The 19,014-nt window shown below is 61.3% G+C and carries 18 protein-coding genes; 11 read left to right on the top strand and 7 right to left on the bottom strand.

Features of this window, described 5'->3' with window-relative positions; genetic code table 11:
• Positions 1-679 precede the first annotated feature (679 nt).
• From C7S18_RS25120 to C7S18_RS08760, 5 genes are all read left to right on the top strand, one after another.
• The gene (locus C7S18_RS25120; RefSeq protein ID WP_276309429.1) at positions 680-1,495 is read left to right on the top strand and encodes a calcium-binding protein; all 816 of its coding nucleotides are present in this window, start codon (positions 680-682) and stop codon (positions 1,493-1,495) included.
• 562 nt (positions 1,496-2,057) lie between these two features.
• Positions 2,058-3,194: a tetratricopeptide repeat protein gene (locus C7S18_RS08775; protein WP_106891202.1), complete on the top strand. Its 1,137-nt coding sequence runs from the start codon at positions 2,058-2,060 to the stop codon at positions 3,192-3,194.
• On the top strand, positions 3,191-3,610 hold the full coding sequence (locus tag C7S18_RS08770) for a hypothetical protein (RefSeq protein ID WP_106891201.1): 420 nt from the start codon (positions 3,191-3,193) through the stop codon (positions 3,608-3,610). The genes C7S18_RS08775 and C7S18_RS08770 overlap by 4 nt, the downstream gene beginning before the upstream one ends.
• An 85-nt stretch (positions 3,611-3,695) precedes the next feature.
• Positions 3,696-4,721, top strand: coding sequence for a sensor histidine kinase (locus C7S18_RS08765; RefSeq protein WP_170113187.1), 1,026 nt, complete (start codon positions 3,696-3,698; stop codon positions 4,719-4,721).
• Complete coding sequence (locus C7S18_RS08760; RefSeq protein ID WP_106891199.1) at positions 4,718-5,500, top strand: LytR/AlgR family response regulator transcription factor; 783 nt, start codon at positions 4,718-4,720, stop codon at positions 5,498-5,500. Before C7S18_RS08765 ends, C7S18_RS08760 begins: the two co-directional genes overlap by 4 nt.
• A gap of 23 nt (positions 5,501-5,523) precedes the next feature.
• Here the strand turns inward: C7S18_RS08760 and C7S18_RS24935 are convergent, their stop codons facing one another.
• The 6 genes from C7S18_RS24935 to C7S18_RS24450 form a co-directional block, all read right to left on the bottom strand.
• Positions 5,524-6,186 carry a tetratricopeptide repeat protein gene (locus C7S18_RS24935; protein ID WP_106891198.1) on the bottom strand — a complete coding sequence of 221 codons (663 nt, stop codon included), beginning with the start codon at positions 6,184-6,186 and terminating at the stop codon, positions 5,524-5,526.
• Between the two features lie 62 nt (positions 6,187-6,248).
• A complete protein-coding gene (locus C7S18_RS08750; RefSeq protein WP_106891197.1) occupies positions 6,249-7,043 on the bottom strand; it encodes an SDR family oxidoreductase in 795 nt (264 codons plus the stop codon).
• Entirely contained in the window at positions 7,040-7,753 is a 714-nt protein-coding gene (locus tag C7S18_RS08745; RefSeq protein ID WP_106891196.1) for an iron-containing redox enzyme family protein, read from the bottom strand. Before C7S18_RS08745 ends, C7S18_RS08750 begins: the two co-directional genes overlap by 4 nt.
• A gap of 203 nt (positions 7,754-7,956) precedes the next feature.
• Complete coding sequence (locus C7S18_RS08740; protein WP_106893975.1) at positions 7,957-9,423, bottom strand: AMP-binding protein; 1,467 nt, start codon at positions 9,421-9,423, stop codon at positions 7,957-7,959.
• Positions 9,420-10,076, bottom strand: coding sequence for a thermostable hemolysin (locus C7S18_RS08735; RefSeq protein WP_106893974.1), 657 nt, complete (start codon positions 10,074-10,076; stop codon positions 9,420-9,422). Before C7S18_RS08735 ends, C7S18_RS08740 begins: the two co-directional genes overlap by 4 nt.
• Before the next feature lie 236 nt (positions 10,077-10,312).
• Entirely contained in the window at positions 10,313-10,474 is a 162-nt protein-coding gene (locus C7S18_RS24450) for a hypothetical protein (protein ID WP_170113186.1), read from the bottom strand.
• A 91-nt stretch (positions 10,475-10,565) separates the two neighbouring features.
• Here C7S18_RS24450 and C7S18_RS08730 point away from each other — a divergent pair, with 91 nt between their 5' ends.
• A complete protein-coding gene (locus C7S18_RS08730) occupies positions 10,566-10,964 on the top strand; it encodes a carboxypeptidase-like regulatory domain-containing protein (RefSeq protein WP_106891195.1) in 399 nt (132 codons plus the stop codon).
• Between the two features lie 125 nt (positions 10,965-11,089).
• Here the strand turns inward: C7S18_RS08730 and C7S18_RS08725 are convergent, their stop codons facing one another.
• Positions 11,090-13,216, bottom strand: a complete 2,127-nt coding sequence (locus tag C7S18_RS08725) for a TonB-dependent receptor family protein (protein WP_240624013.1) — start codon at positions 13,214-13,216, stop codon at positions 11,090-11,092.
• Positions 13,217-13,459: 243 nt separating this feature from the next.
• Between C7S18_RS08725 and C7S18_RS08720 the strand changes: the two genes are divergently transcribed.
• The 5 genes from C7S18_RS08720 to C7S18_RS08705 all read left to right on the top strand — a co-directional run bounded on the left by C7S18_RS08720 (position 13,460) and on the right by C7S18_RS08705 (position 19,005).
• On the top strand, positions 13,460-14,788 hold the full coding sequence (locus tag C7S18_RS08720; protein WP_170113185.1) for a PepSY-associated TM helix domain-containing protein: 1,329 nt from the start codon (positions 13,460-13,462) through the stop codon (positions 14,786-14,788).
• A complete protein-coding gene (locus C7S18_RS25115; RefSeq protein WP_276309428.1) occupies positions 14,785-14,910 on the top strand; it encodes a hypothetical protein in 126 nt (41 codons plus the stop codon). The genes C7S18_RS08720 and C7S18_RS25115 overlap by 4 nt, the downstream gene beginning before the upstream one ends.
• Positions 14,911-15,103: 193 nt before the next feature.
• Positions 15,104-15,490, top strand: coding sequence for a carboxypeptidase-like regulatory domain-containing protein (locus tag C7S18_RS08715; protein WP_170113184.1), 387 nt, complete (start codon positions 15,104-15,106; stop codon positions 15,488-15,490).
• A gap of 158 nt (positions 15,491-15,648) precedes the next feature.
• A complete protein-coding gene (locus C7S18_RS08710) occupies positions 15,649-17,502 on the top strand; it encodes a HEAT repeat domain-containing protein (RefSeq protein ID WP_106891191.1) in 1,854 nt (617 codons plus the stop codon).
• Positions 17,503-17,673: 171 nt separating this feature from the next.
• Positions 17,674-19,005 (top strand): hypothetical protein, encoded by a 1,332-nt coding sequence (locus tag C7S18_RS08705; protein WP_146151836.1) that lies wholly within the window; start codon positions 17,674-17,676, stop codon positions 19,003-19,005.
• The last annotated feature ends 9 nt before the right edge of the window (positions 19,006-19,014 follow it).

The raw sequence follows: 19,014 nt of genomic DNA, 5'->3' as shown, positions 1-19,014 counted from the left end.
CCCAAGGAGTTCCAATCCACCTCTCGTCACCCCGGACTTGATCCGGGGTGGGTTTGAAGGTCTTGCAGCCGCGCCGAGGCTATGTTGAAGCGCCAAATTTTGTGCTGCCCAAAGGTTTTCACACAGTCTGTAAGGCGGGTCTGAATAAGTCCATCCTGGACTTTCAGGCCCGCCATTAGTCCGGCACTTGTCCGGACTCATGGCTCCAGAGTCAAGCACGTGCGTACTTGATTCTGGGCGGGCCATCCCTGGCCCGCATCGCCTCTGAACTTGTCCAGAGGCTCCCTAACGCCGAATGCGCACAAAGCGCACGCGTAAAACGTGCACAAAGCGCACTGTCTTCAGTCATGCCGCTGACCTAACGATCCGCAGTGAATACCGCTTTGTTTCGTCACTAGTGTTCCCCCTCGTCGAGTCCCGCGCCAGATCGATCGTTGAGGAGGGTCTGAATAAGTCCATCCTGGACTTTCAGACCCGCACTGAGTCCGGCACGTGTCCGGACTCAGTGCTCCAGAATCAACCACTTGCGTGCTTGATTCTGGGCGGGCCATCCATGGCCCGCATCGCCTCTGAACTTGTTCAGAGGCTCCTTGAGCATCGAAGCGCGACACCACCGACAGAAGCGCACCGTCGCCACGCCACGGTGCCAAACAATCGATCAACTACTTGGAGGATCACCATGAACCGTCACACAATCAGTACCCACGCTCGTCGCGCAATCATCAATGCCCGCACGCCACAAGCCGTACTGGCCGTTTTACTGACAGCAGTGCTGTCGACCACAACCAGCTACGCCGCAACGATTTCGGACACGCCATCGGTGCTCGACTACGACGCCGGATTCAACGAAGTCAACACCATCGAGATCAAGCCGAATATTGTTTCCGGAAACCCAGTGCTCGACATTCGCGACTTCGCCGGACTGAGTGGCTGCACGCCGTTCCCGACCGGGAGCGTCATTTCCATCCGCTGCGCGGCGGGCGACTTGGTGTTCTTCCCGATGCAACTCGACAACCAGAACGACACGTTGGTCGTCAACGAGACCGTCGCGACGCTCGGCGGCTATCAACTGTCGGTTCAGGCGGGTTTGGGCGATGACGACCTCAACGGCGGCATCGAAGAGGATCAGTTTTTTGGCGGCTCCGGCTCCGACTTCCTGAACGGCGAGGGCGGCATTGACGCGCTTTACGGCGAAGCGGGCGATGATGATCTGCTCGGCGGCAGTGGCACCGATCAACTCTATGGCGGCAGCGGCAATGACACGATGTACGGCGAGGCCGGCAACGATACGCTGGATGGCGGCAGCTACAACGACTTTCTCGATGGTGGCACTGGCGCCGACATCCTGCGCGGCGGCAGCGGCAGCGACCGCATCCACGCCGTAGACGGCATCCGTGACACCATCGATTGTGGCTTGGGTCAGGACATTGTTCGCGCCGACCCGTTTGACAGCATCGATAACAACTGCGAATCCGTCACGCTGATCTCGCTCTGACATTGCGGATCAGTTTGTCCTCAATAGACTGAGACAACCAGTCCCATGTTCTCGAGTGCTCACCGGCAGGGCTGAACCGGACATCAGCCCTGCGCCGTTGGCCACTACTCTCATCAAACACGCAACAAATAGTTGACGTGTGTCGCAAAGGCAGTTGTGGCTGGTGCCAATCCTGGTCGCAAGTAACCCCCTCCCCAGCCCTCCCCCGCGATCGCGGGGGAGGGAGCCGGCTCCCTCTCCCACGCGAGTGGAAGCAGGCTGGGAAGCGGACTACTTGCCACATCGTGCCGTCGTGAAAATTGCGCATCGTCACTGACAGTTTGATGCGCGAATCAGCGCACCAAAGGGGCGGCGGGACTCCCACATCGAGCCAATTGGTTGGAGCGCTGCGCAGGCGGCCCGCGAGTCCTGCAAGCTGCACCGCTTCGACCCAAGTGTTCGATCCCGATCGACGAACGCGCCGTTTCAATCCGCAAATTCAGCGTTTCATCGCATCACAGTCGCCTAACTGCACCGCCGGCCATACGCTGCCTCGGTCAGCCAAGGACGGGACGATCTGCGAATGCAAACCAGCACCTCAAGTATCAACTGGTATCACCTCGGTGCGCGGCTACTCTGGTGCCTCGCGGCGCTTAGCATTGGCCATCCAGCTACCGCGGCCGATCGCGGCAGTGACATTACGACGTTGCAGCTCAAGTTGGCAGAGCAGGGCACCGACGCCATGCTGGCCGAGTACCGCGGACAACATGGGCACCAAGAGTCGGCAAGCCAATGCGCTGATGACGCGACACGAAGCTGGGCGCGTGAGCTGATCGCATCCGGTCAGACCGACGTCGCCGTTCGGCTCCTGGAGACCCGCGCGGCAATGCATCCAGACCTGCCGGACGCCTGGCGGCAACTCGGTCGTGCAGCCCGCGCATCGCCGAACCCGACGCTGGCAATTTCGGCCTACCAGGAACTGCTCCGACGGTCGCCTCATGACAAAGAGGCACGTTACGCGCTGTACCACCTCAATGGGCGATGGCCGGGACCATTCAGCACCATCGTCATGTTTCATGTCGTCGCCGGCACGTTGGGCATTCTGGCGGGCTTTGTCGCAATGGCCATGCGGAAAGGACCTGGCGCGCACGGTCGGTTCGGCACGATTTTTGTGTTCGCGATGGCGACCATGAGCCTCAGCGCCAGCGTTCGCGCGGCGCAAGACCTGCCTGATCAATGGATGAATTTCTGGATGGGCCTCGTCGCGATGTATTGGGTTTTGAGCAGCTGGCACGCGATCCGGCAGCGACCGGGCCCGATCAATGTCCGGCCGATACTGGCTTTGGCCGGGCTCGGAATCGTCGCGTGCATGGGCTTACTCGATGTAGTTCGCCGCGGCGGCGTTTTTGCCATACCGGCACTGATCTTCAGCCTCTTCGTGCTGCTCGCCTTGATTGGCGATTACCGGCTGATCCGGTCAACGCAATTGCCAACGCACGTCCGGCTTCGCCGGCACCTCTGGCGCATGGGCGCCGCGATGTTCATTGCCACCGCATCGCTGTTTCTCGGGCAGATGCAGGTGTTCTCGCCAGCAATACAGGCATCGGGGCTTTTGTTCGCGCCAGTGCTGCTGGTTCTGTTGATGTTCGTCTACTGGTTCGTTCGCTATCGACCCACGCGCCGTCCACTTTCGTCTTCCAAACTCCAGGATCAATCATGAATCAACCAGACTCGAATTCGTTGCCGCTTTGGCGCTTGAACCTTTTGCGTGGCCTCTATGCGTTCATGGCGATTGGCCTGACTTTGGTGGTGTGGCCCGGTCTGCTGACCCACAGCGACCGCTGGGCGGCCGACTACGGTGCCCAGCACGCGCTCCTCTCCATGATTGGCGTGCTGGCGTGGTTGGGGATTCGTTACCCCCAAAAAATGCTGCCCTTGCTCGTATTCGAGCTTGGATGGAAAGTGCTTTGGTGGCTCTTTATCGGGTTGCCGCTGTTGTCGCATGGCAAGCTGGAAGGGGAAGCACTTCAGTCTGCCTGGGAAATCGGGCTCGGCTTGATCATCATCCCGCCGGTCTTGCCGTGGGCCTATCTTTACCAGCAGTATCTAAGACAGCCGGCGGAACGCTGGCGCTGAGGCAACCGTGATGACTACCGCACCCCACAAACCAAGCTCGGCAACCGCCGCATCTCCGCCATCGCCAGTCTGGTTGGTGCCGCCCATGCGCGTCGTCGTGACGTTGCTGGTCGCCAGCATGGTGGCGTCGATTCTGTCGTTGGGCTGGGAAACTGCGCTCACTGGGCTTTGGTGGCGCGTCCTTGGGATTGGCTCGACGTTGATGATCGTGTTCAGCATCCTGGAGCGGTTTCCGGCCCGATTGCCACGTGGCGTGGCGCGCTGGGCGTTGCAGGTCATCGGCGTTGGCATTGCGGTGCCGGTGTGCACGATCTCGACGTACCTACTCAGCACCAAGAAGGGCGCGCCGCCATTTTGGGACGACGAACTCCGGCTGATGGGCTTTGGGATAATGACGATCTTCGGCATCCTCGTAGCGCCTTGGGTGGCACTCGCAGCACTCGTTCGCCAACGCGAGGCAACCGTTTCCCGGCTCGCACTCGATCTGGAGCTAAAGCAGAGCGAGCTGGCACGACACGCCGTGGAAGCCCGGATGAACCTGCTCACCGCGCAGGTCAAGCCGCACTTTCTGTTCAACACACTGGCCAACGTGCATGCTCTGCTCGGCATGGATTCGCCACGCGCGACCAAGGTCCTGGAATCGCTGATCGCCTACTTGCGCGCTGCCGTGCCACGACTCGACACCAACAATGAGACGATCGGTCACGAAATCGAACTGACCCGTGCATACCTCGACCTGATGCAACTCCGCATGCCAGATCGGCTGCAAGTGGTCTGGGCGATCGCGCCCGGGCTCGACCATTTGCGCTGTCCACCCTTGACGCTGCTGACTCTGGTGGAAAATGCGGTTCAACATGGCATTGACCCCACCGAGTACGGCGGCACGGTCCGGATCCAATTGCAGCTGCAAGGCGGGCAATGTGAGTGGCTGGTCAGCGACGACGGTCAGGGTCTGCAATCGGGCAGCAAGGGGCTCGGGACCGGACTCAAGGCCCTGTTGGAGCGGCTGCAATTGAGTTTTGGATCAGACGTTGCGTTGACACTGAATGCGCGGTCGCCCAAAGGCGCCGAGGCGAAACTGCGCTTTCCAGCCGTGGCGGCGTCGCCATGAACGCACGGGCGTTGGTTGCCGACGACGAGCCCTTGCTGCGCGAGCATTTGGTCCAGCGGCTCCGGACACTTTGGCCCGAACTCGACATCGTTGGCCAGGCGCGCAACGGGCGCGAAGCTGTGGAGCTGTTCGATCGCAGCCAGCCGGACATCTGCTTTCTCGATGTCCAGATGCCGGCCATGACGGGCATCGAAGCGGCGCGGCATATTGGCGGTGCGGCCCGACTCGTGTTTGTCACGGCGTTCGATCAGTACGCCGTCGATGCGTTTGAAGCAGGGGCGCTGGACTACCTCATCAAACCGGTGACGGACGCGCGCTTGGGCCAGTGCGTCGCGCGCTTGCAGCAACAGCTGCGCATGCTCCAACAAGGCCCGAGCGCCGACACGCTGCTCGATCTGGCCCGACGCCTGCAACGCCTGGAAGGCTTCGCGAAGAGTGAGCACCTCAAGTGGTTACGCGCCAGCCTCGGTAGTGCCACGTACCTGATTCCGGTGCACGATATCGACTATCTCAAAGCCGATCAGAAGTACACGCGGGTGGCGTATCACGACGCCGATGGCAAACCGCTCGAAGCGCTGATCCGAAGCCCGCTGAAGGATCTGATCACCCAGCTCGACCCCGACCGCTTCAGCCAGATTCACCGCGGTGCTGCAGTGAACTTGCACGCAGTCAAGCGGGTGGTTCGAATCGATCGGGACAGCGCGGAGGTGGAGCTCAAAGGCAGGCCAGAACGTCTGCCAGTCAGCAAGACGTTTCTGGCGGTGTTTCGCGAGACGTAGCGAGGGTCTAAAGCAAATTCGGCTCAGCTGTCGCTCAAATGCTCGCGGACTTTGCTCAGCAGCACGTTGATTTCGTCGCGCCGGCCTTGATCGGCCAACTCGCGTCCGGGACGGGCCGGAGCATTCAACGCCTTTTCGAGCGCCGTGGCGGCACCCTGCCAATCGCCTTGATCACTCAGGAAATCGGCAAAAAAGTAGTTCGCGTCGATGCCATCCGGGTTCGCCTTCAAGCCCTCAGACAGGAGCTCGCGCGCCTTGTCATCATCGCCGAAGCCAATCGGCCAACCAGGCACTTGGTAATACAGCACGCCGAGACTGGTTTGCGCGGAGCCATCCAACGCATTCGGGTCGAGCGCGATGGCCGACTCGAAATCGGCGCGCGCTTGCTTCGTCAAACTCAGAGCGCCCAGGCCGCCCCGCGCGCCCGCATAGCTCGACAGCACAATGCCTTCCCAAATCAGCGCCGACGGGTCTTTGGGCGCAGCGGCCTTCACCTTTGCCGCTTCGTCAGCAAGTGCTGCAAACGCGTCTTCGCGATCGTCCTTCGGAACCTGGTAGTTGACTTCGGCCCAGCGATCGCGAATCGCACTGACTTCCTGGGAGAGATCGCCCGCAAAGGCGAACGGTGAGCCGAGCAGCCCAAACAGCGTCATGCTGATGAGTGAGAAACGGAAACGAGCAACCATGATGGACTCCTGATAGTGGGTGCGACGAAGAACAATGAAGGGGAGGTTCAGGGCAAGCGCCCTCAAGAACGTGCGTGCCGGCGAACAATGGGTAACTGCGCGATCAGATTGCGATCGACCAGGCCGGGCAGGGCACCATTCAAGCGTGCGAACAGTTTTTCTGGCCAACCGATCTGCATCCGGCGATCGCCCCGGACAATGGCGTCAACGAGTTGCGCGGCGACATCAGCCGGATCATCCTGGCTGACCTTCATTTCGCGATTCATCGCCTCGACCTGCGGACTATTGAACGCGGTCCGCGTGGCCCGAGGCGACAAGTACTGGAAGCGCAACGCGCTGTCGCCATACTCCCGCGCCAGGCCTTCCATCAAACCGCGCAGGCCGAATTTGGTGGCGCTGTAAGCGGCGAAGCCGGGAAACGCCAGACTGCCGAAGGTCGAACCAATCGCGACGACCGACGCATTGGCATGCCGCTTCAGCAGGGGCAATAGGCCATGCACCAACATCATCGGCGCCTGAAGATTCACCTGCACCAGCTGTTGCAGCATTTCTGGCGACTGATCCTCGAACAGGTTGAACGCGGATTGGGCATGCGCCATGACGACAATGGATGGTGTCGGTTGTACGCGTTCGGCCGCCGCAACGACTTGGGCAGGGCCATCGGGGCTTGCCAGATCGGCTTTCACCCACAGCACCTTGCCGAAAGGATGCTGGGCGGCCAACTCGCGCAGCTTTTGCTCATTGCGACCCACGGCCAATACGCGCGCGCCGGCCTTGACCAACGCCTCGCAAAGCGCCATCCCAATGCCGCCACTGGCGCCGGTCAGCAGAACGGTCTGATCAGTGAGCGCGCTCATGCCGCCACCGCCAATGCCGGCGTTGCGGCACGCAACCCGCGGAACACATCGCCGTAGAGTTTGTAGAACCGCTTCGCAGCATGAATGACGGCTGCTTGATCATCTGGGTCGTCCAGTTGGTTCATCAAGCGCTCAAAGAAGCCGGTGTGCTCAATGTCCAGATCACCGTGCGAGCGCAAGTAGCTGAAAGCGTTACGTGGCAAGCCCAGGCTTGCCTCAATGGTCTCGGCCGCGCGGGTGGCCAGCGCGACGCTGGTGCCTTCCAGTACCAGCACCATGCCGAAGAACCCGACCGGGTTCCGACGCGCAATCGTGTCATAGGCGTAGGCCACCATCAGTTCGGTGGCTTCTGCAGGTGTTGAGGCGGCACTGGCATCGCGATTCGCGCCCGACGCCGCGAGATCATCCAGAATCCACTCGTGATGGCCGACTTCCTCTTCGATGTACTCGGCGACCGCAGTGCGCAACCACTCCAAGCGCGCCGGCAATCGTGCCCCACAGGCCATCAGCAGCGGCACCGTGTGCCGGACATGGTGGAACGCCTCCGTCAGAAAGCTCAGATAGTCCTCGCGTCGGATCCGACCCGACAACGCCTCCTGAATGATCGGAATCGACAATAGCGCTGAACGTTCCGCGCTCGTCTCGGCGAGTAGGCGATCGTGAAACGGTTGCTTGCGGACTGCAGCGGTTGGCGTGGGCGTATCGGTCATGCTTCGACTCCTTGTAGTGGGTACTGATCCTGAGACTGATCGGCAGCCTCTGAACACGTTCAGAGGCGATGCGGGCCATGGATGGCCCGCCCAGAATCAAGCGCGCAAGTGCTTGGTTCTGGTGCACTGAGTCCGGACCCCGGCCTTCGCCGGGGCAGGCTTGAGTGCCGGACTCAGTGCGGGTCTGAACGTCCAGGATGGACTTATTCAGACGCGCCATTGGTGGCAGTCAGCGCGATTTCATAGCGCGCATGAATACGCTCGCGGCGCGGTCGGCCATTGCTCGTCAGCAAGCCGTCGGCAAACGTGAATGGCTGTTCGGCGCGAACAAATTGCTGCACGCGGGCATAGTCCGGGAGCCCCCGATTGGCAGCAGCGAGTGCGTCAGCCAGATCCTGGTCGCTGCAGTTGGGGTCGCGTGGCCACAGCACCGCGACATTGAATGGCCGCGCTTCGCCAAACACGACTGCTTGCGCAATCGCGGGATGCTGGTGCAGCTCGCTCTCCACCCATTCCGGCGACACGTTTCGACCAAACGATGTGATGAACAGATTTTTTCGGCGCCCGGTAATGTGCACGAAGCCGTCCGCGTCCACGTATCCCAGATCACCCGTGGTGATCGGCCCGTTCTGCCGCTCCGGTTCGCCCAGATACCCGAGCATGCCGACGCCTTGAACCACCACCTCGCCATCAATGATCGTCACCTGGGCGTGGGAGAGCGGCCGGCCGACACTGCCGGCTCGTTCTGCGCCGGGCTGATTGAGGCACACGACCGACGCGCACTCGCTCAGCCCATAGCCCTCATAAATGGGCAGACCTTGCGCCTTGGCCCGAGCAATCAAGTTGCCGCCAACGCGCGCGCCGCCCACCGCAATGAACTTGAACGAGTGCGGAAGCGGGGCACCTTGTTCCGCCGCCATGACCAGTGCGAGCAGCAATTGCGGCACCAGAATCATGCTCTCTGGCTGATCAGCGTGCAGACGCGCGAGCAGCTTCGCGACGTCCAATCCGGCCGCGCCGCTGTATCCCAACTCGGCCAGACTGGGCACAACGATCTCGGCACCCGCGAGCAACGCGGCGTAGACGCCGCCAATATTCTCGAGCAGGGTGGACAAGGGCATCAGGCAGAGATGACGCTTCGGTCCCAAAGGTGCGGCCGCGTCGGCCAAGGATTGTGCGACGCTCATCAACGCCGTGGCATCCAGACAAACGCCTTTCGGTGTCCCGGTGGTGCCAGACGTGAAGGTGATGACCGCGGTATCTGCTGGAATGCTCACAACATGAGCGGGTAGGGCGACCGCCAGAAAGGGATCAGTCATGGCGACAACGGGAAGCTCGGCCATCGCCTCGGTCAGCTTGGTGCCCACGGGTACTACCAACAGATCGGCACCGCTGGCTGCCAAAGCATGCGCCACTTGCTCCGCACTAAAGAACGTTGGCAGGGGCACGTGAACTAAACCGAGACTGCGGAGGGCGAGATCGAGCGCCAACCAGTGCGGACCGTTATCGAGTCGACTCGCAATGCGACGACGACCGCTCGCAATCAGCGCTTCGGACAGCTTCTGGATCTCAGCCCGGAAAGCGTCTCCAGACCAACTGCCGCCACTGAAGCGAGCTCGCGTGTTGGTCCCGGCAAGTGTTGCGACCAATGTCTGAAAATCATGTGTCACGCGGACACTCCCGCCATCTGCAGCCACGATCCATCGTTCGATTCGGCGGGCAGCGCGCCCTGGCGCGTCAGAAAGGCATGGCCGGCAGCAATGTCGCCAAACATCAAGGTGGGTTCGGTCTCGTAATAGCTGCCCCAATCGGCATGTTGGTCGCGGAGCTTTGATGCGACAGCCGGCGCCAGCTCGACGGTCGCCAGGTGCAAGCGATCGAACGTATTGCGCAGCTGCCGTGTGGCCGCGAACAGGACCCACCGGAAACCAGCCAGATGCAAGTAGTGCGTCATGTTCAGGATCAACTCGCGCGCGTCACCGGCATAGCGCGCCCCAAAGTTGCCGGCTTCGACCAGGTCACCCCGCGCAACGGGTCGACCGATCTGCGCCGAAATGGCCGCCTCAGCGGGCATCTCCAAATACTGTTCGACAAACAGCGGCCCCTCGAATCCGGAACGCAACCCGACCGCCGCGCGCAGTTCGTCCTGGCCCTGATTGAACGCCAAAAGGTGCGGCATGAACGTGCTCAGGGTGGCGCCGTAGCGCGCGAAGTAGACGTCGGCGATGAAGGACTCGACCTCACCACGGCGGGCATGGCTGCGATCGATCAGCGCAACGCTGCGATGCTCCGATGGGCGTGCACTTTTGGTCGTGATTGGCATGGTGGGCGTGATGTCGGAATTCATGCCGACCGATTGTCAAGGTAAGAGGTTAAATCAATATTAGAGACACGTTATATATCTGTGAGCCGCTCGGTGCGTTTTCGTTTGTTGTTGTTTACGTCGTACACGTTTTCCAAGTTCCTAACGATCGGATCGATTGATCAAGAACTATTCGCAATCACGCGAGTGAACCAGCACCCACCGAAGACCACCAGTGCATCCGGGCTGTTTGTCGATCACTGCGAGTAAGCCGTCATGATCCAAGGTAGACTGCTAACTGGGGCAGCCATCGGTGCTGGCACATCGCCAACAAGTGTCTGACCCAAGACCCGCCAGAATCGGTCGTCCCGGTAATCGATGTTGAGGTACTGAACTTGGCAATACGCGAAGCTCAGCATGAGCCTGGCAGTCCGGGACGGGTTCAAACAGGCCCGGGTAATGGTGTTCTTGAAGGTTCTTCCTGTTCGATCGCCGAGATAGGTAACTGCTATGACTACCCGTGTTCTTTCGACCATCGTCTTCGCACTAGCGTTCCTGGTGCTAGCCGTCTTCCAACCCGCGCATGCGCAGCTGCAAAGTGGCAACCTGTTTGTGTATGTCACGGACGAATCCGCGCAAGCGCTGCCTGGCGTGACCGTGACCGTCACAGGCGAGGGCGCGCCGCAAGTTCAGGTCACGAACGCAGCGGGGCAAGCACGCTTTCTGGGTCTGGCTCCTGGCACCTATAGCCTGAAAGCGGAGTTGGAGGGTTACTCCACGCTGAACTACCCGAGCATCGACATCGAAGTTGGCCGCAACACTTCAATCGAAGTCACGATGTCGCCCGCCATCGAAGATGTCATCACGATCGAGGATCCGTCTGAAGCCACGCCCGATCCGACCCGGTAGTAAGCGCCGCGCTCAAGTTGGCATTCGCTGCGCAAGGATTACGGCACCTTGCGAACCGCACTGCGCAGCGACGCAGCGTCGTGACCACACGACGCTGAATTGATCCGCCCGCGACGTTGCCAACGTCAGAACTGGTAGCGCAAGCCAACAAACACCGCACGCGGCGCACCCGGCTGCAAAATCGCATCGCTCTCGAACGCGCGGTTGCGCACACTCATCGTCGCGATGTAATCCTCGTCGAGCAGATTGCGCAGTTCGCCGTAGACATCCCAGCGCTCAGCCGAGAACCCGGCGCGCAGACCTAGCAGCGTGTAGGAATCCACCCGGTAGCTGTTCGCAAAGTCGGCATACCGCTCACCCACCAGATCGAGCGTGGGGCCAATGTAGAAGCCGCCCGCGTGTCGATACATCAACTCGCTGCGGATCACGTAGTCCGGCGCCGCCGGCAAGTCGTTGTCGGCGTAAAGCGCGTCGTTGTCGAACGAGAACTGATTGAACGTGGCGCTCACGAGCGGATCGATGCGATGCACGCCTGTGGTGCCAATCGGAATAGAACCGCCGACAAGGGCTTCGACACCCGCGTGGATGGTGCGGTCAACGTTGGTGGAGAGGCTCGTGCCCGGCGCTGCCGGGTCATCGACCGATAGAATCTCGTCGTCGATCTGGGCGTAATACACCGACACGTCCCAATGCCAGCGGGCAGTATCGATAGCAGCCGATGAGGCGCCGCGCACACCGACCTCGTAGACCACGCCGCGCATCGGGTCCAACGCATCGCCGTTGCCACGCACGTCATCTTCGATTTCGAACGTCGTGGGCGCTTCGAATAGTCGGCTGACGCTTGCGAACAGTTCGCTGCCAGCCCCCAGGCCATGGAGAACGCCAATGCGCGGGTTGATCGCGCTGTAGTCTTCGGCCGGATTGCGCTCGTTACCACTCGCAACGTCGGTAGTGCTCACGTCACGTCCCGCCAGGACGCCCTGGGCGCCATAAACGAGCGTCCAGTCTGGTGCCACCGTCCAGCGATCGAGCAAGAACAGTTCGGCGCTGTCCGAATCATTGTCGATGATGCCGGTCAGGCCATTGCGCCGACCGCCATCGTTGCGGTAGTTGCCGCCGTCCTCACGGGTATCGCCAAGATTGAGTCCGGCGAGCAGATCGTGGTCACCCGCACGGACGTTGTAGCGCAACATGCCGCCGAGATTCTTCTGATCCGTGTTCTTGAGCAGGCTGAAGACCTCGACCGGAGGATTCGGGCCACTGCCATCGAAGTCCACCAGAATCTTGTCGACAATCGGGTGGTACAGCGACTGGTCCTCGTAGGACAGTCCGACTTCCAATCGGCTGCTGGCATCGATGTCCCACATCGCTTTGGACGCGAAGCGGTTGGTCGTCACGTTGAGCTGAAAGTTGCCCGTGAGCGCCGACGGATTCGCCTGGTTCGGATCGGCCTCGGCCTGAGCGCGCGTAAGCGCGCCGGCGAGTTCCTCATCGCTGTTCACGTGGGTGGCGAAGACACGCACTTCAACATCGTCACCCAACTGCCAACCAGCATTCGCGAACAGGCTCTCGCGCGTCTGGCGACTATGGTCGCGATAGCCGTCGCGTGCCTTGGCGTCAAGTGTCACCAGGCCGTCGAAATCATCGGCGACACCGCCGAGCGTTGCGCGGCCGTTGATGTGACCGAAGCTGCCCGCATTGACAAAGACTTGGCGCGTCGAACTATTGCGAGCCGTGGGCGTCAGAAAATCGATCGCACCACCCAGATTGCTCGCGCCATAAGTCAGCGCATTCGCGCCGCGTGCGATCACCGCCTGACGGGCGGCGAGGGGATCGAGAAAGCGATTGTGGTTGTTGCCGTCAGCCGTCGTTACCGGCAAGCCGTCCTGAAGCAACTTGATACCATTCGTGTCGTAGTCGGTGGCGTCGAGGTTGGAGCCGCGACTGGACAGAAACACAGCGTCGCCGCCGTAGGCGCTGTCCGTCCACAGACCAGGCACATAGCGCAGCGCGTCGCTGGTGTTGTTGACTTGACGTTCGTGAAAGCTCTCGCCATCGACGATGGTCACCGCACCAGGCGTTTTCGCACGTTCCAGTGCCGCCGCGTCGAGACGATCGGCACGCACTTCGATGGCATCGAGTTGCGCCGTATCAGGTGCATCAGCAGCAGATGCCGCAAACGCCGCACAGGCGGCTGCAATGGCAACAGCGAGGCGCGACATGGGTCGCACGGATTGGAAGTGATCGGACACGGTCGGGGTTCCTTCAAGGCAAGAAAAGCAGTAGCGACGGCGCGCAGCGCGTCGCCGGGATATCCGGACGAGTCTAAGCACGTCTCGCCGCGACGCCCATGCGACCGTTTGTCGCACCGTCTCGCGCTCATGGCGTTACGCGCGCAACAACCAAGCGCAAACAAGCGCCCTGCGGCAATCGGTCGCAGGGGGCCGATCAGTGTGCGCTGTTACGCTCGCACGCCGCTCAAGACCGGCCGCGGCATGACCTCGATTCCCACGACTTTGCAAACACCATCAGCTGCCGCACGCACGGATGCCGCACCCACGGATGCCGCACGCACACTGCGCCTCCGCGCTTGGCGCTGGCATTTCCTGTCGGCGGTGCTGGTCGTGCCATTTGTGCTGTGGCAGTCGCTGACCGGTACGATGTATTTGTGGTCGCAGGCTTGGATCGACGCGCAACATGCCGAGCTGCGCTTTGTCGCGCCGGGGCCCGTGGCCACGTCAGTCGATGCTCAGCTACAGGCCGCGCGTGACGCCATGCCGGGCCAACGGATCGCCGGCGTGCTGCTGCCAGCCGAGCCCGCTCGGAGCACCCAGGTCACCTTTGCCGATTCGGGCGGTCTGCCTGCGGCAGTATTTGTAGACCCCTATCGCGGCCGCGTACTCGGTGTGCTGCACAACGCGGATTGGTTGCCGGGCTGGAGCCGAATGCTCCACGGCGGTTGGCCCCTCGGCGACGCCGGCAGCTGGCTGCTGGAACTCGGTGCGTGCTGGACCATCATCATGGTACTCACCGGTCTGTATCTATGGTGGCCGCGCGACGCGCGCACGCCATGGCAGGTGCTACTGCCGCGCATCAACGCGGGACGACGCGTGTTCTGGCGCGACCTGCATGCTTGCGTGGCTGTCTGGTTTTCGCTGGCGATTGTGCTGTTTCTGCTGACGGCGCTGCCGTGGACGAGCCTGTGGGGCACGCAGGTGCTCGGGCGGGTGCAACGTGCACTCGACCAAGAGGGACCGCCGGCCACCGGATTCGCACCTGTGTTTGCGGGTAAGTCGGACACTTCCCAATCCGCGTCACTGGACGCCATGGTGCAACAGGCACGTGGCGCCGGGGTCGAGGGCGATCTCATGCTGTATATGGTCGATGGACCACCCGGTTCCGCCGTGTCCGTGCGCTCCTTGCGGGCGCGGGCGTCGACCGAGCGCTATGTGCTGTTCGATCGCGTGGACGGCGCCGTGCTGGCCACCGCGACATGGGACGACTTCCCGCTGCTCGCAAAGGGCGTCGCGACGGGCGTCGATCTGCACGAGGGGAGCTTCTTTGGACGCGCCGGACCATGGGTCAACACCGTGTTTGCGGCAGCGTTAGTGTGGTTGGTCGTTACGGGCATCGCTGCGTGGTGGCGCCGACGCCCAGCGCGGTCAGTCGGGATTCCGCCACGCCCAATCGGACGGTGGCCTGCGTGGCTGACCGCCTGCGCCATTGTGATGGGGTTGCTGCTGCCACTGTTTGGGGCGTCGCTTCTGGTGCTGTGGTTGGCCGAGCGCAGCTGGCGCCTGTTCTCTTTCGGAGCCCAACGATGATGACCATCTTGCTATGCACCACGTTTGCATGGCTGGCGTTTCGGGGGCTACTGCTCGGGATGCTGGCCTGGCGTGATCGGCAGCAAATCGCCGAACCGCTCAGCCTATTCGATCAGTACTAAATCAACTGACACGCTGCGAGCTGATGCCGATGCCGTCCGAATCCGGATTGCCAGCCGGATAGGCGTAGCAAGTCGGCGCGCGAACCATTCAGGACGGTCCAAGACCACTCGCAATCGTTCAAACTCGATGCCCCAGCACAAGACAGGGTGCTTGCCGCTATGCTGTGATCAAAGCCGGAGGCCGATTGACGCCATGAATACCCGAACGCTTTGGAAGATCCTCGTTGCGCTGGCACTCTGGGCGCTGTTCGCTGTCCCAATCACGCACGCACAGCTGCAAAGCGGCAACTTGTTTGTGTCCGTGGCGGATGAATCCGGACAGGCTCTGCCTGGTGTTACCGTGACAATCAGCGGCCCAACGCCACCACAGATTCAGGTCACCAATGCCGAAGGCCAGGCGCGGTATCTGGACCTGGCCCCGGGCAGCTACAGCCTGAAAGCCGAACTCGAGGGCTTCTCAACCTTGAATTATCCAAACATCGAGATCAACGTCGGAGGCAACACCTCGATCGAGGTCACCATGTCTCCGATCATTGACGAGGTCATTGTTCCTGACGAAACCCCTGAGCCGGCCAAGTAACGTATCTGTGTTCACCCTGGGCAACGGCCCGCCAGGCTCGTCACACCGGCAACATGCGCCCAATGTGCATGGATGACCGTTATGGACACGTCCGACTAGGCGAGGCCGAGTACGCTCGCGACCAGATCTTCCCTTGACTGAGGTGCTCCGTGACTCCAATGCGCGCGCTTTCCATCCCATTCGGCATCGCTATCGTTCTCGCCTTGGCACCGGTGGGCATTTCTGCGGCAGAAAGCGAAGACAGCACGCATTGCGACACGCTGGACTCGTGCCTGGTCGCTTTGCACGCCAGAACGGCAGGCGATGATCAGCAACATCGCGATGCCGACTTGGCTCTGAAGACGCGGTTGCAATCCTTCGCGCCAGAGGTCGTGCCGGGCTTGGTGGAAGCGCTGTCAGACGCCAATCTCAGCGTCGCGAACCTGGCAGCCAGAACACTCGCCGACATCCCTGAAGTTGACGCCGGCTACCTGCCCGAGATTCAAGCCGGTCTCGATCGCGATCTGGATGACTTGCTATTCGTACTATGCGACATGTCAGGCGAGGCCCCCATGAGAGAACTCGTCGCACGCTATGTGGCCGCTGATTCGGCGCGCCACAATAGCGAGGGGTATGCGCTCCGAAACTGTGCCAAGCGCGCATTTCCGCACATCATTGCGGCAGCCCGATGCCAACCAGAATGCAACCCAGACCAATACGACAAGCTCGCCAGACTCATGCGTACGCTCGACGACTCCCGCGTTGAGCTCGCGCCAGACTTGCTGGCCATCGCCGAGGCCCCGGAGACCTCAGAGCAAGTTGCTATCGGTGCGCTGACAATCATCGCCGGCCTGGAGATCGAAGCCCCAAACCTGGGCCCCGATCTTCTAAAACTGCGCGAAGCACGCCCCGAGTTGGCCAACGCCGTTGAGCAAGCGCTGATCGGCGTTCGAGCCTCGGCAGCCGCATTGAGTTTTGCCGCGCGACTGGAAAAAGCGCCCGATGTCCTTGTTTTGCGCGATCTCGCCGAGATTGGCCATGCGGGTGCTGGCGCGAGTGGTGTCGTGGTTCAGCTCCTGCATCACGAGGACTCGGAGATCCGCGCTGCCGCTGCCACGACGCTGGGCTTCATCGGCGACCCCAGCGCCGCCGATGCACTGATCCCGCTACTCGACGACCCGACCGATGCGCGGCTGAACTGGGCCGCCGCTGACTCTCTGGGGAAATTGCAGAGCCATTCGGCCATTGACGCTCTGGAATCAACCGCAAGCAAGCACTGGTATCCACCGGTTCGCTTCGCTGCCGAACAAGCGATTCAGCACATCATTCATGGTAGTGGTAGAGACGATGCGCAGCGCGTCAACCACTTCCCGAGTTTGTTCTTCCGCTTTTTTGACATTGGCAGAGACCTGCCCCGATGCGAACGCCCGGACGTTGAAATCGTCAACGAGCCGGATTCTGAAAAGCGCTATGCCTATGACGATCCGGGCTTGGCTGAGCAACTCGCCTTTGACTTGGAAGGTGATGACTTCGTCGAAGCGCCACCCGACCCAAACGAACCAGCAAACAACGCGCCGAAGCCGAGGTATCAAAACTTCATCCGCGTGCCAAAGAAAATTCCTCAGGAGCCCATCGTTGCGCTGCAAGTGAACCGGGGCTGGCTCGTTGGCAGCAATCAAGGCGAGTGGGGTGGGGCTCTGGCATTCGTCTCAGACCATAGTCCGACGCAAATCATCATCAAAGAGAACGTCGTTGACATACATCGCTTTGGCAACCAGATTGTCGCGCTGACCGGACTCTCACATATGGCGTCCAATGAGGGCCAAATTTTCCAACTGACACAAAGCGCCGATGGCCAATGGTCCGCCAAAGGCTGGCGCCGCCTGCCCGGTGCGCCAGAGCGCGCCCAACTCACGACTCAGGGCGAACTGCTGATTGACGTCTACGCGGGCGGCACATTGATTCTGAGCCCCAGCGGGGCGTTTCGACTGGCGCCGTGCGACAACGCGGCCGAGCCAGCGGCTATGCCATGAATGTCCACGTAGATGGCGATTCCGACGTCTCTGTTCCTCTCGGGCCAACTACACTGCGACTAGGTTGACGCACCTGAATCCATGAGAGTAAGTTCGGTTGGCAGAAACCGCCTTGGGGTGAGTCATGATGAGCCGCTGCTTTGCGAACGACAGCGCGTTGAGGATGCAGGCTTGAACACGTCTCTGCGCTCGCGGTTTTGGCTGTTCATGCTGCTGCTCAGTGTGGCTTTAGTTGCCTGCACGCCCAACCGCGCCTATCACACCCGTGCGCCAGCACCCGATGAGCCGCTGTGCGTCGCCGCGCTGCCATCCGGTTGCGCCGACGAGGTTTGGTATCGCGTCCGTGCCGAAGCCGAGGCAACAGAGGAAAAGCGCCAACCGGAGCAGCCGGTCTATCTGGGCTTTGTTGAGTTCGACGACCAGGGCGCCTTGCACGATCCGTCGTTGAAAGACGCCGTGATCAATCGCATCGATGCACTGGCTCAGCAGCAGTCCGTACTGATGGTCGTGTTCGCTCACGGCTGGAAGCACAATGCGTCGGCAGACGATCCGAATGTCATCGACTTCGCCAATGTTCTCAGCCGCATCGCCTATTACGACGAGATGGTCTGCGCGCATCGCTCCTGCGCGGGTCGCCAGGTCATCGGCGTCTACCTGGGTTGGCGCGGGTTGTCGGCAACCACTGAGCCGTTCAAGGAAATCTCGTTCTACTCCCGCAAATCCCGCGCTCATCGCGTTGGCACCGACGGCGCTGTAGAAGTACTGGCCCAACTCGCCAAGATCAAAGCCATCAAGCGGACGGGGCAGGGCAATGACAACCAACTGATCATCACTGGACACAGTTTTGGCGGCGCGTTGATTTACAGCGCGGTGCAGCAACAACTGGTGCGCGATACCGCGTTTCCCGCCAACGGACTGATCCCGCGCAGTTCTGCCAACCTGATTGCCCTGGTGAACCCGGCGTTCGAAGCCGCGCGCTTCGCGACTCTGGAACGCCGCGCCCGCACGCTCGAACACGCACGCAATCAGCGCCCCATCCTGGCTGTGTTCACCTCGCGCGGCGATACCGCCACGAAGATTGCCTTCCCGCTGGGACGCGGCCTGAGTACCTCGCTGCAACAGCATGTTTCGAAGAAACAGGCCCGACAGAACCGAACTGCGCTGGGTCACTACATGCCCTTTGTCACTCACGATCTGGACCTCAAACAAGACCCAGCCATGGGCGATGACCAGACGGTCCAGATGCGAGCTTTCCAGGATATTGGTTGCGATTGGCAGAACTTTCAATTCGGCGCGACGCATGTCTGGCGCCTGGGCGAACTCGAACTCAGCCGACGCCCGCACATGCAACAAGGCAGTCAACCCCAAAACCCCATCTACAACGTCAGCGTCGATGCCGCCATCATCGCCAATCACAACGCCATCTGGGGCGAAACCTTTAGCGAGTTCCTGTACCGGTTTGTCGCCGTGCAGACCTTGCCGGCGGGGCGTGAGTGTCGGTGAACCGGCGTA

The organism is Ahniella affigens, assembly GCF_003015185.1.
Lineage (GTDB): Bacteria > Pseudomonadota > Gammaproteobacteria > Xanthomonadales > Ahniellaceae > Ahniella > Ahniella affigens.
The sequence above is the reverse complement of the archived record's forward strand: the minus strand, read 5'-3'. Positions and strand labels throughout refer to the sequence as shown.

Bases quoted from the DNA above. Each gene is read 5' to 3' on its own strand.
- C7S18_RS08730 (WP_106891195.1), top strand. From the start codon at position 10,566: ATGACTACCCGTGTTCTTTCGACCATCGTCTTCGCACTAGCGTTCCTG.
- C7S18_RS25120 (WP_276309429.1), top strand. From the start codon at position 680: ATGAACCGTCACACAATCAGTACCCACGCTCGTCGCGCAATCATCAAT.
- C7S18_RS08765 (WP_170113187.1), top strand. From the start codon at position 3,696: ATGCGCGTCGTCGTGACGTTGCTGGTCGCCAGCATGGTGGCGTCGATT.
- C7S18_RS24450 (WP_170113186.1), bottom strand. From the start codon at position 10,474: ATGCTGAGCTTCGCGTATTGCCAAGTTCAGTACCTCAACATCGATTAC.
- C7S18_RS25115 (WP_276309428.1), top strand. From the start codon at position 14,785: ATGATGACCATCTTGCTATGCACCACGTTTGCATGGCTGGCGTTTCGG.
- C7S18_RS08750 (WP_106891197.1), bottom strand. From the start codon at position 7,043: ATGAGCGCGCTCACTGATCAGACCGTTCTGCTGACCGGCGCCAGTGGC.
- C7S18_RS08745 (WP_106891196.1), bottom strand. From the start codon at position 7,753: ATGACCGATACGCCCACGCCAACCGCTGCAGTCCGCAAGCAACCGTTT.
- C7S18_RS08760 (WP_106891199.1), top strand. From the start codon at position 4,718: ATGAACGCACGGGCGTTGGTTGCCGACGACGAGCCCTTGCTGCGCGAG.
- C7S18_RS08775 (WP_106891202.1), top strand. From the start codon at position 2,058: ATGCAAACCAGCACCTCAAGTATCAACTGGTATCACCTCGGTGCGCGG.
- C7S18_RS08720 (WP_170113185.1), top strand. From the start codon at position 13,460: ATGACCTCGATTCCCACGACTTTGCAAACACCATCAGCTGCCGCACGC.
- C7S18_RS08715 (WP_170113184.1), top strand. From the start codon at position 15,104: ATGAATACCCGAACGCTTTGGAAGATCCTCGTTGCGCTGGCACTCTGG.
- C7S18_RS08710 (WP_106891191.1), top strand. From the start codon at position 15,649: ATGCGCGCGCTTTCCATCCCATTCGGCATCGCTATCGTTCTCGCCTTG.
- C7S18_RS24935 (WP_106891198.1), bottom strand. From the start codon at position 6,186: ATGGTTGCTCGTTTCCGTTTCTCACTCATCAGCATGACGCTGTTTGGG.
- C7S18_RS08770 (WP_106891201.1), top strand. From the start codon at position 3,191: ATGAATCAACCAGACTCGAATTCGTTGCCGCTTTGGCGCTTGAACCTT.
- C7S18_RS08735 (WP_106893974.1), bottom strand. From the start codon at position 10,076: ATGCCAATCACGACCAAAAGTGCACGCCCATCGGAGCATCGCAGCGTT.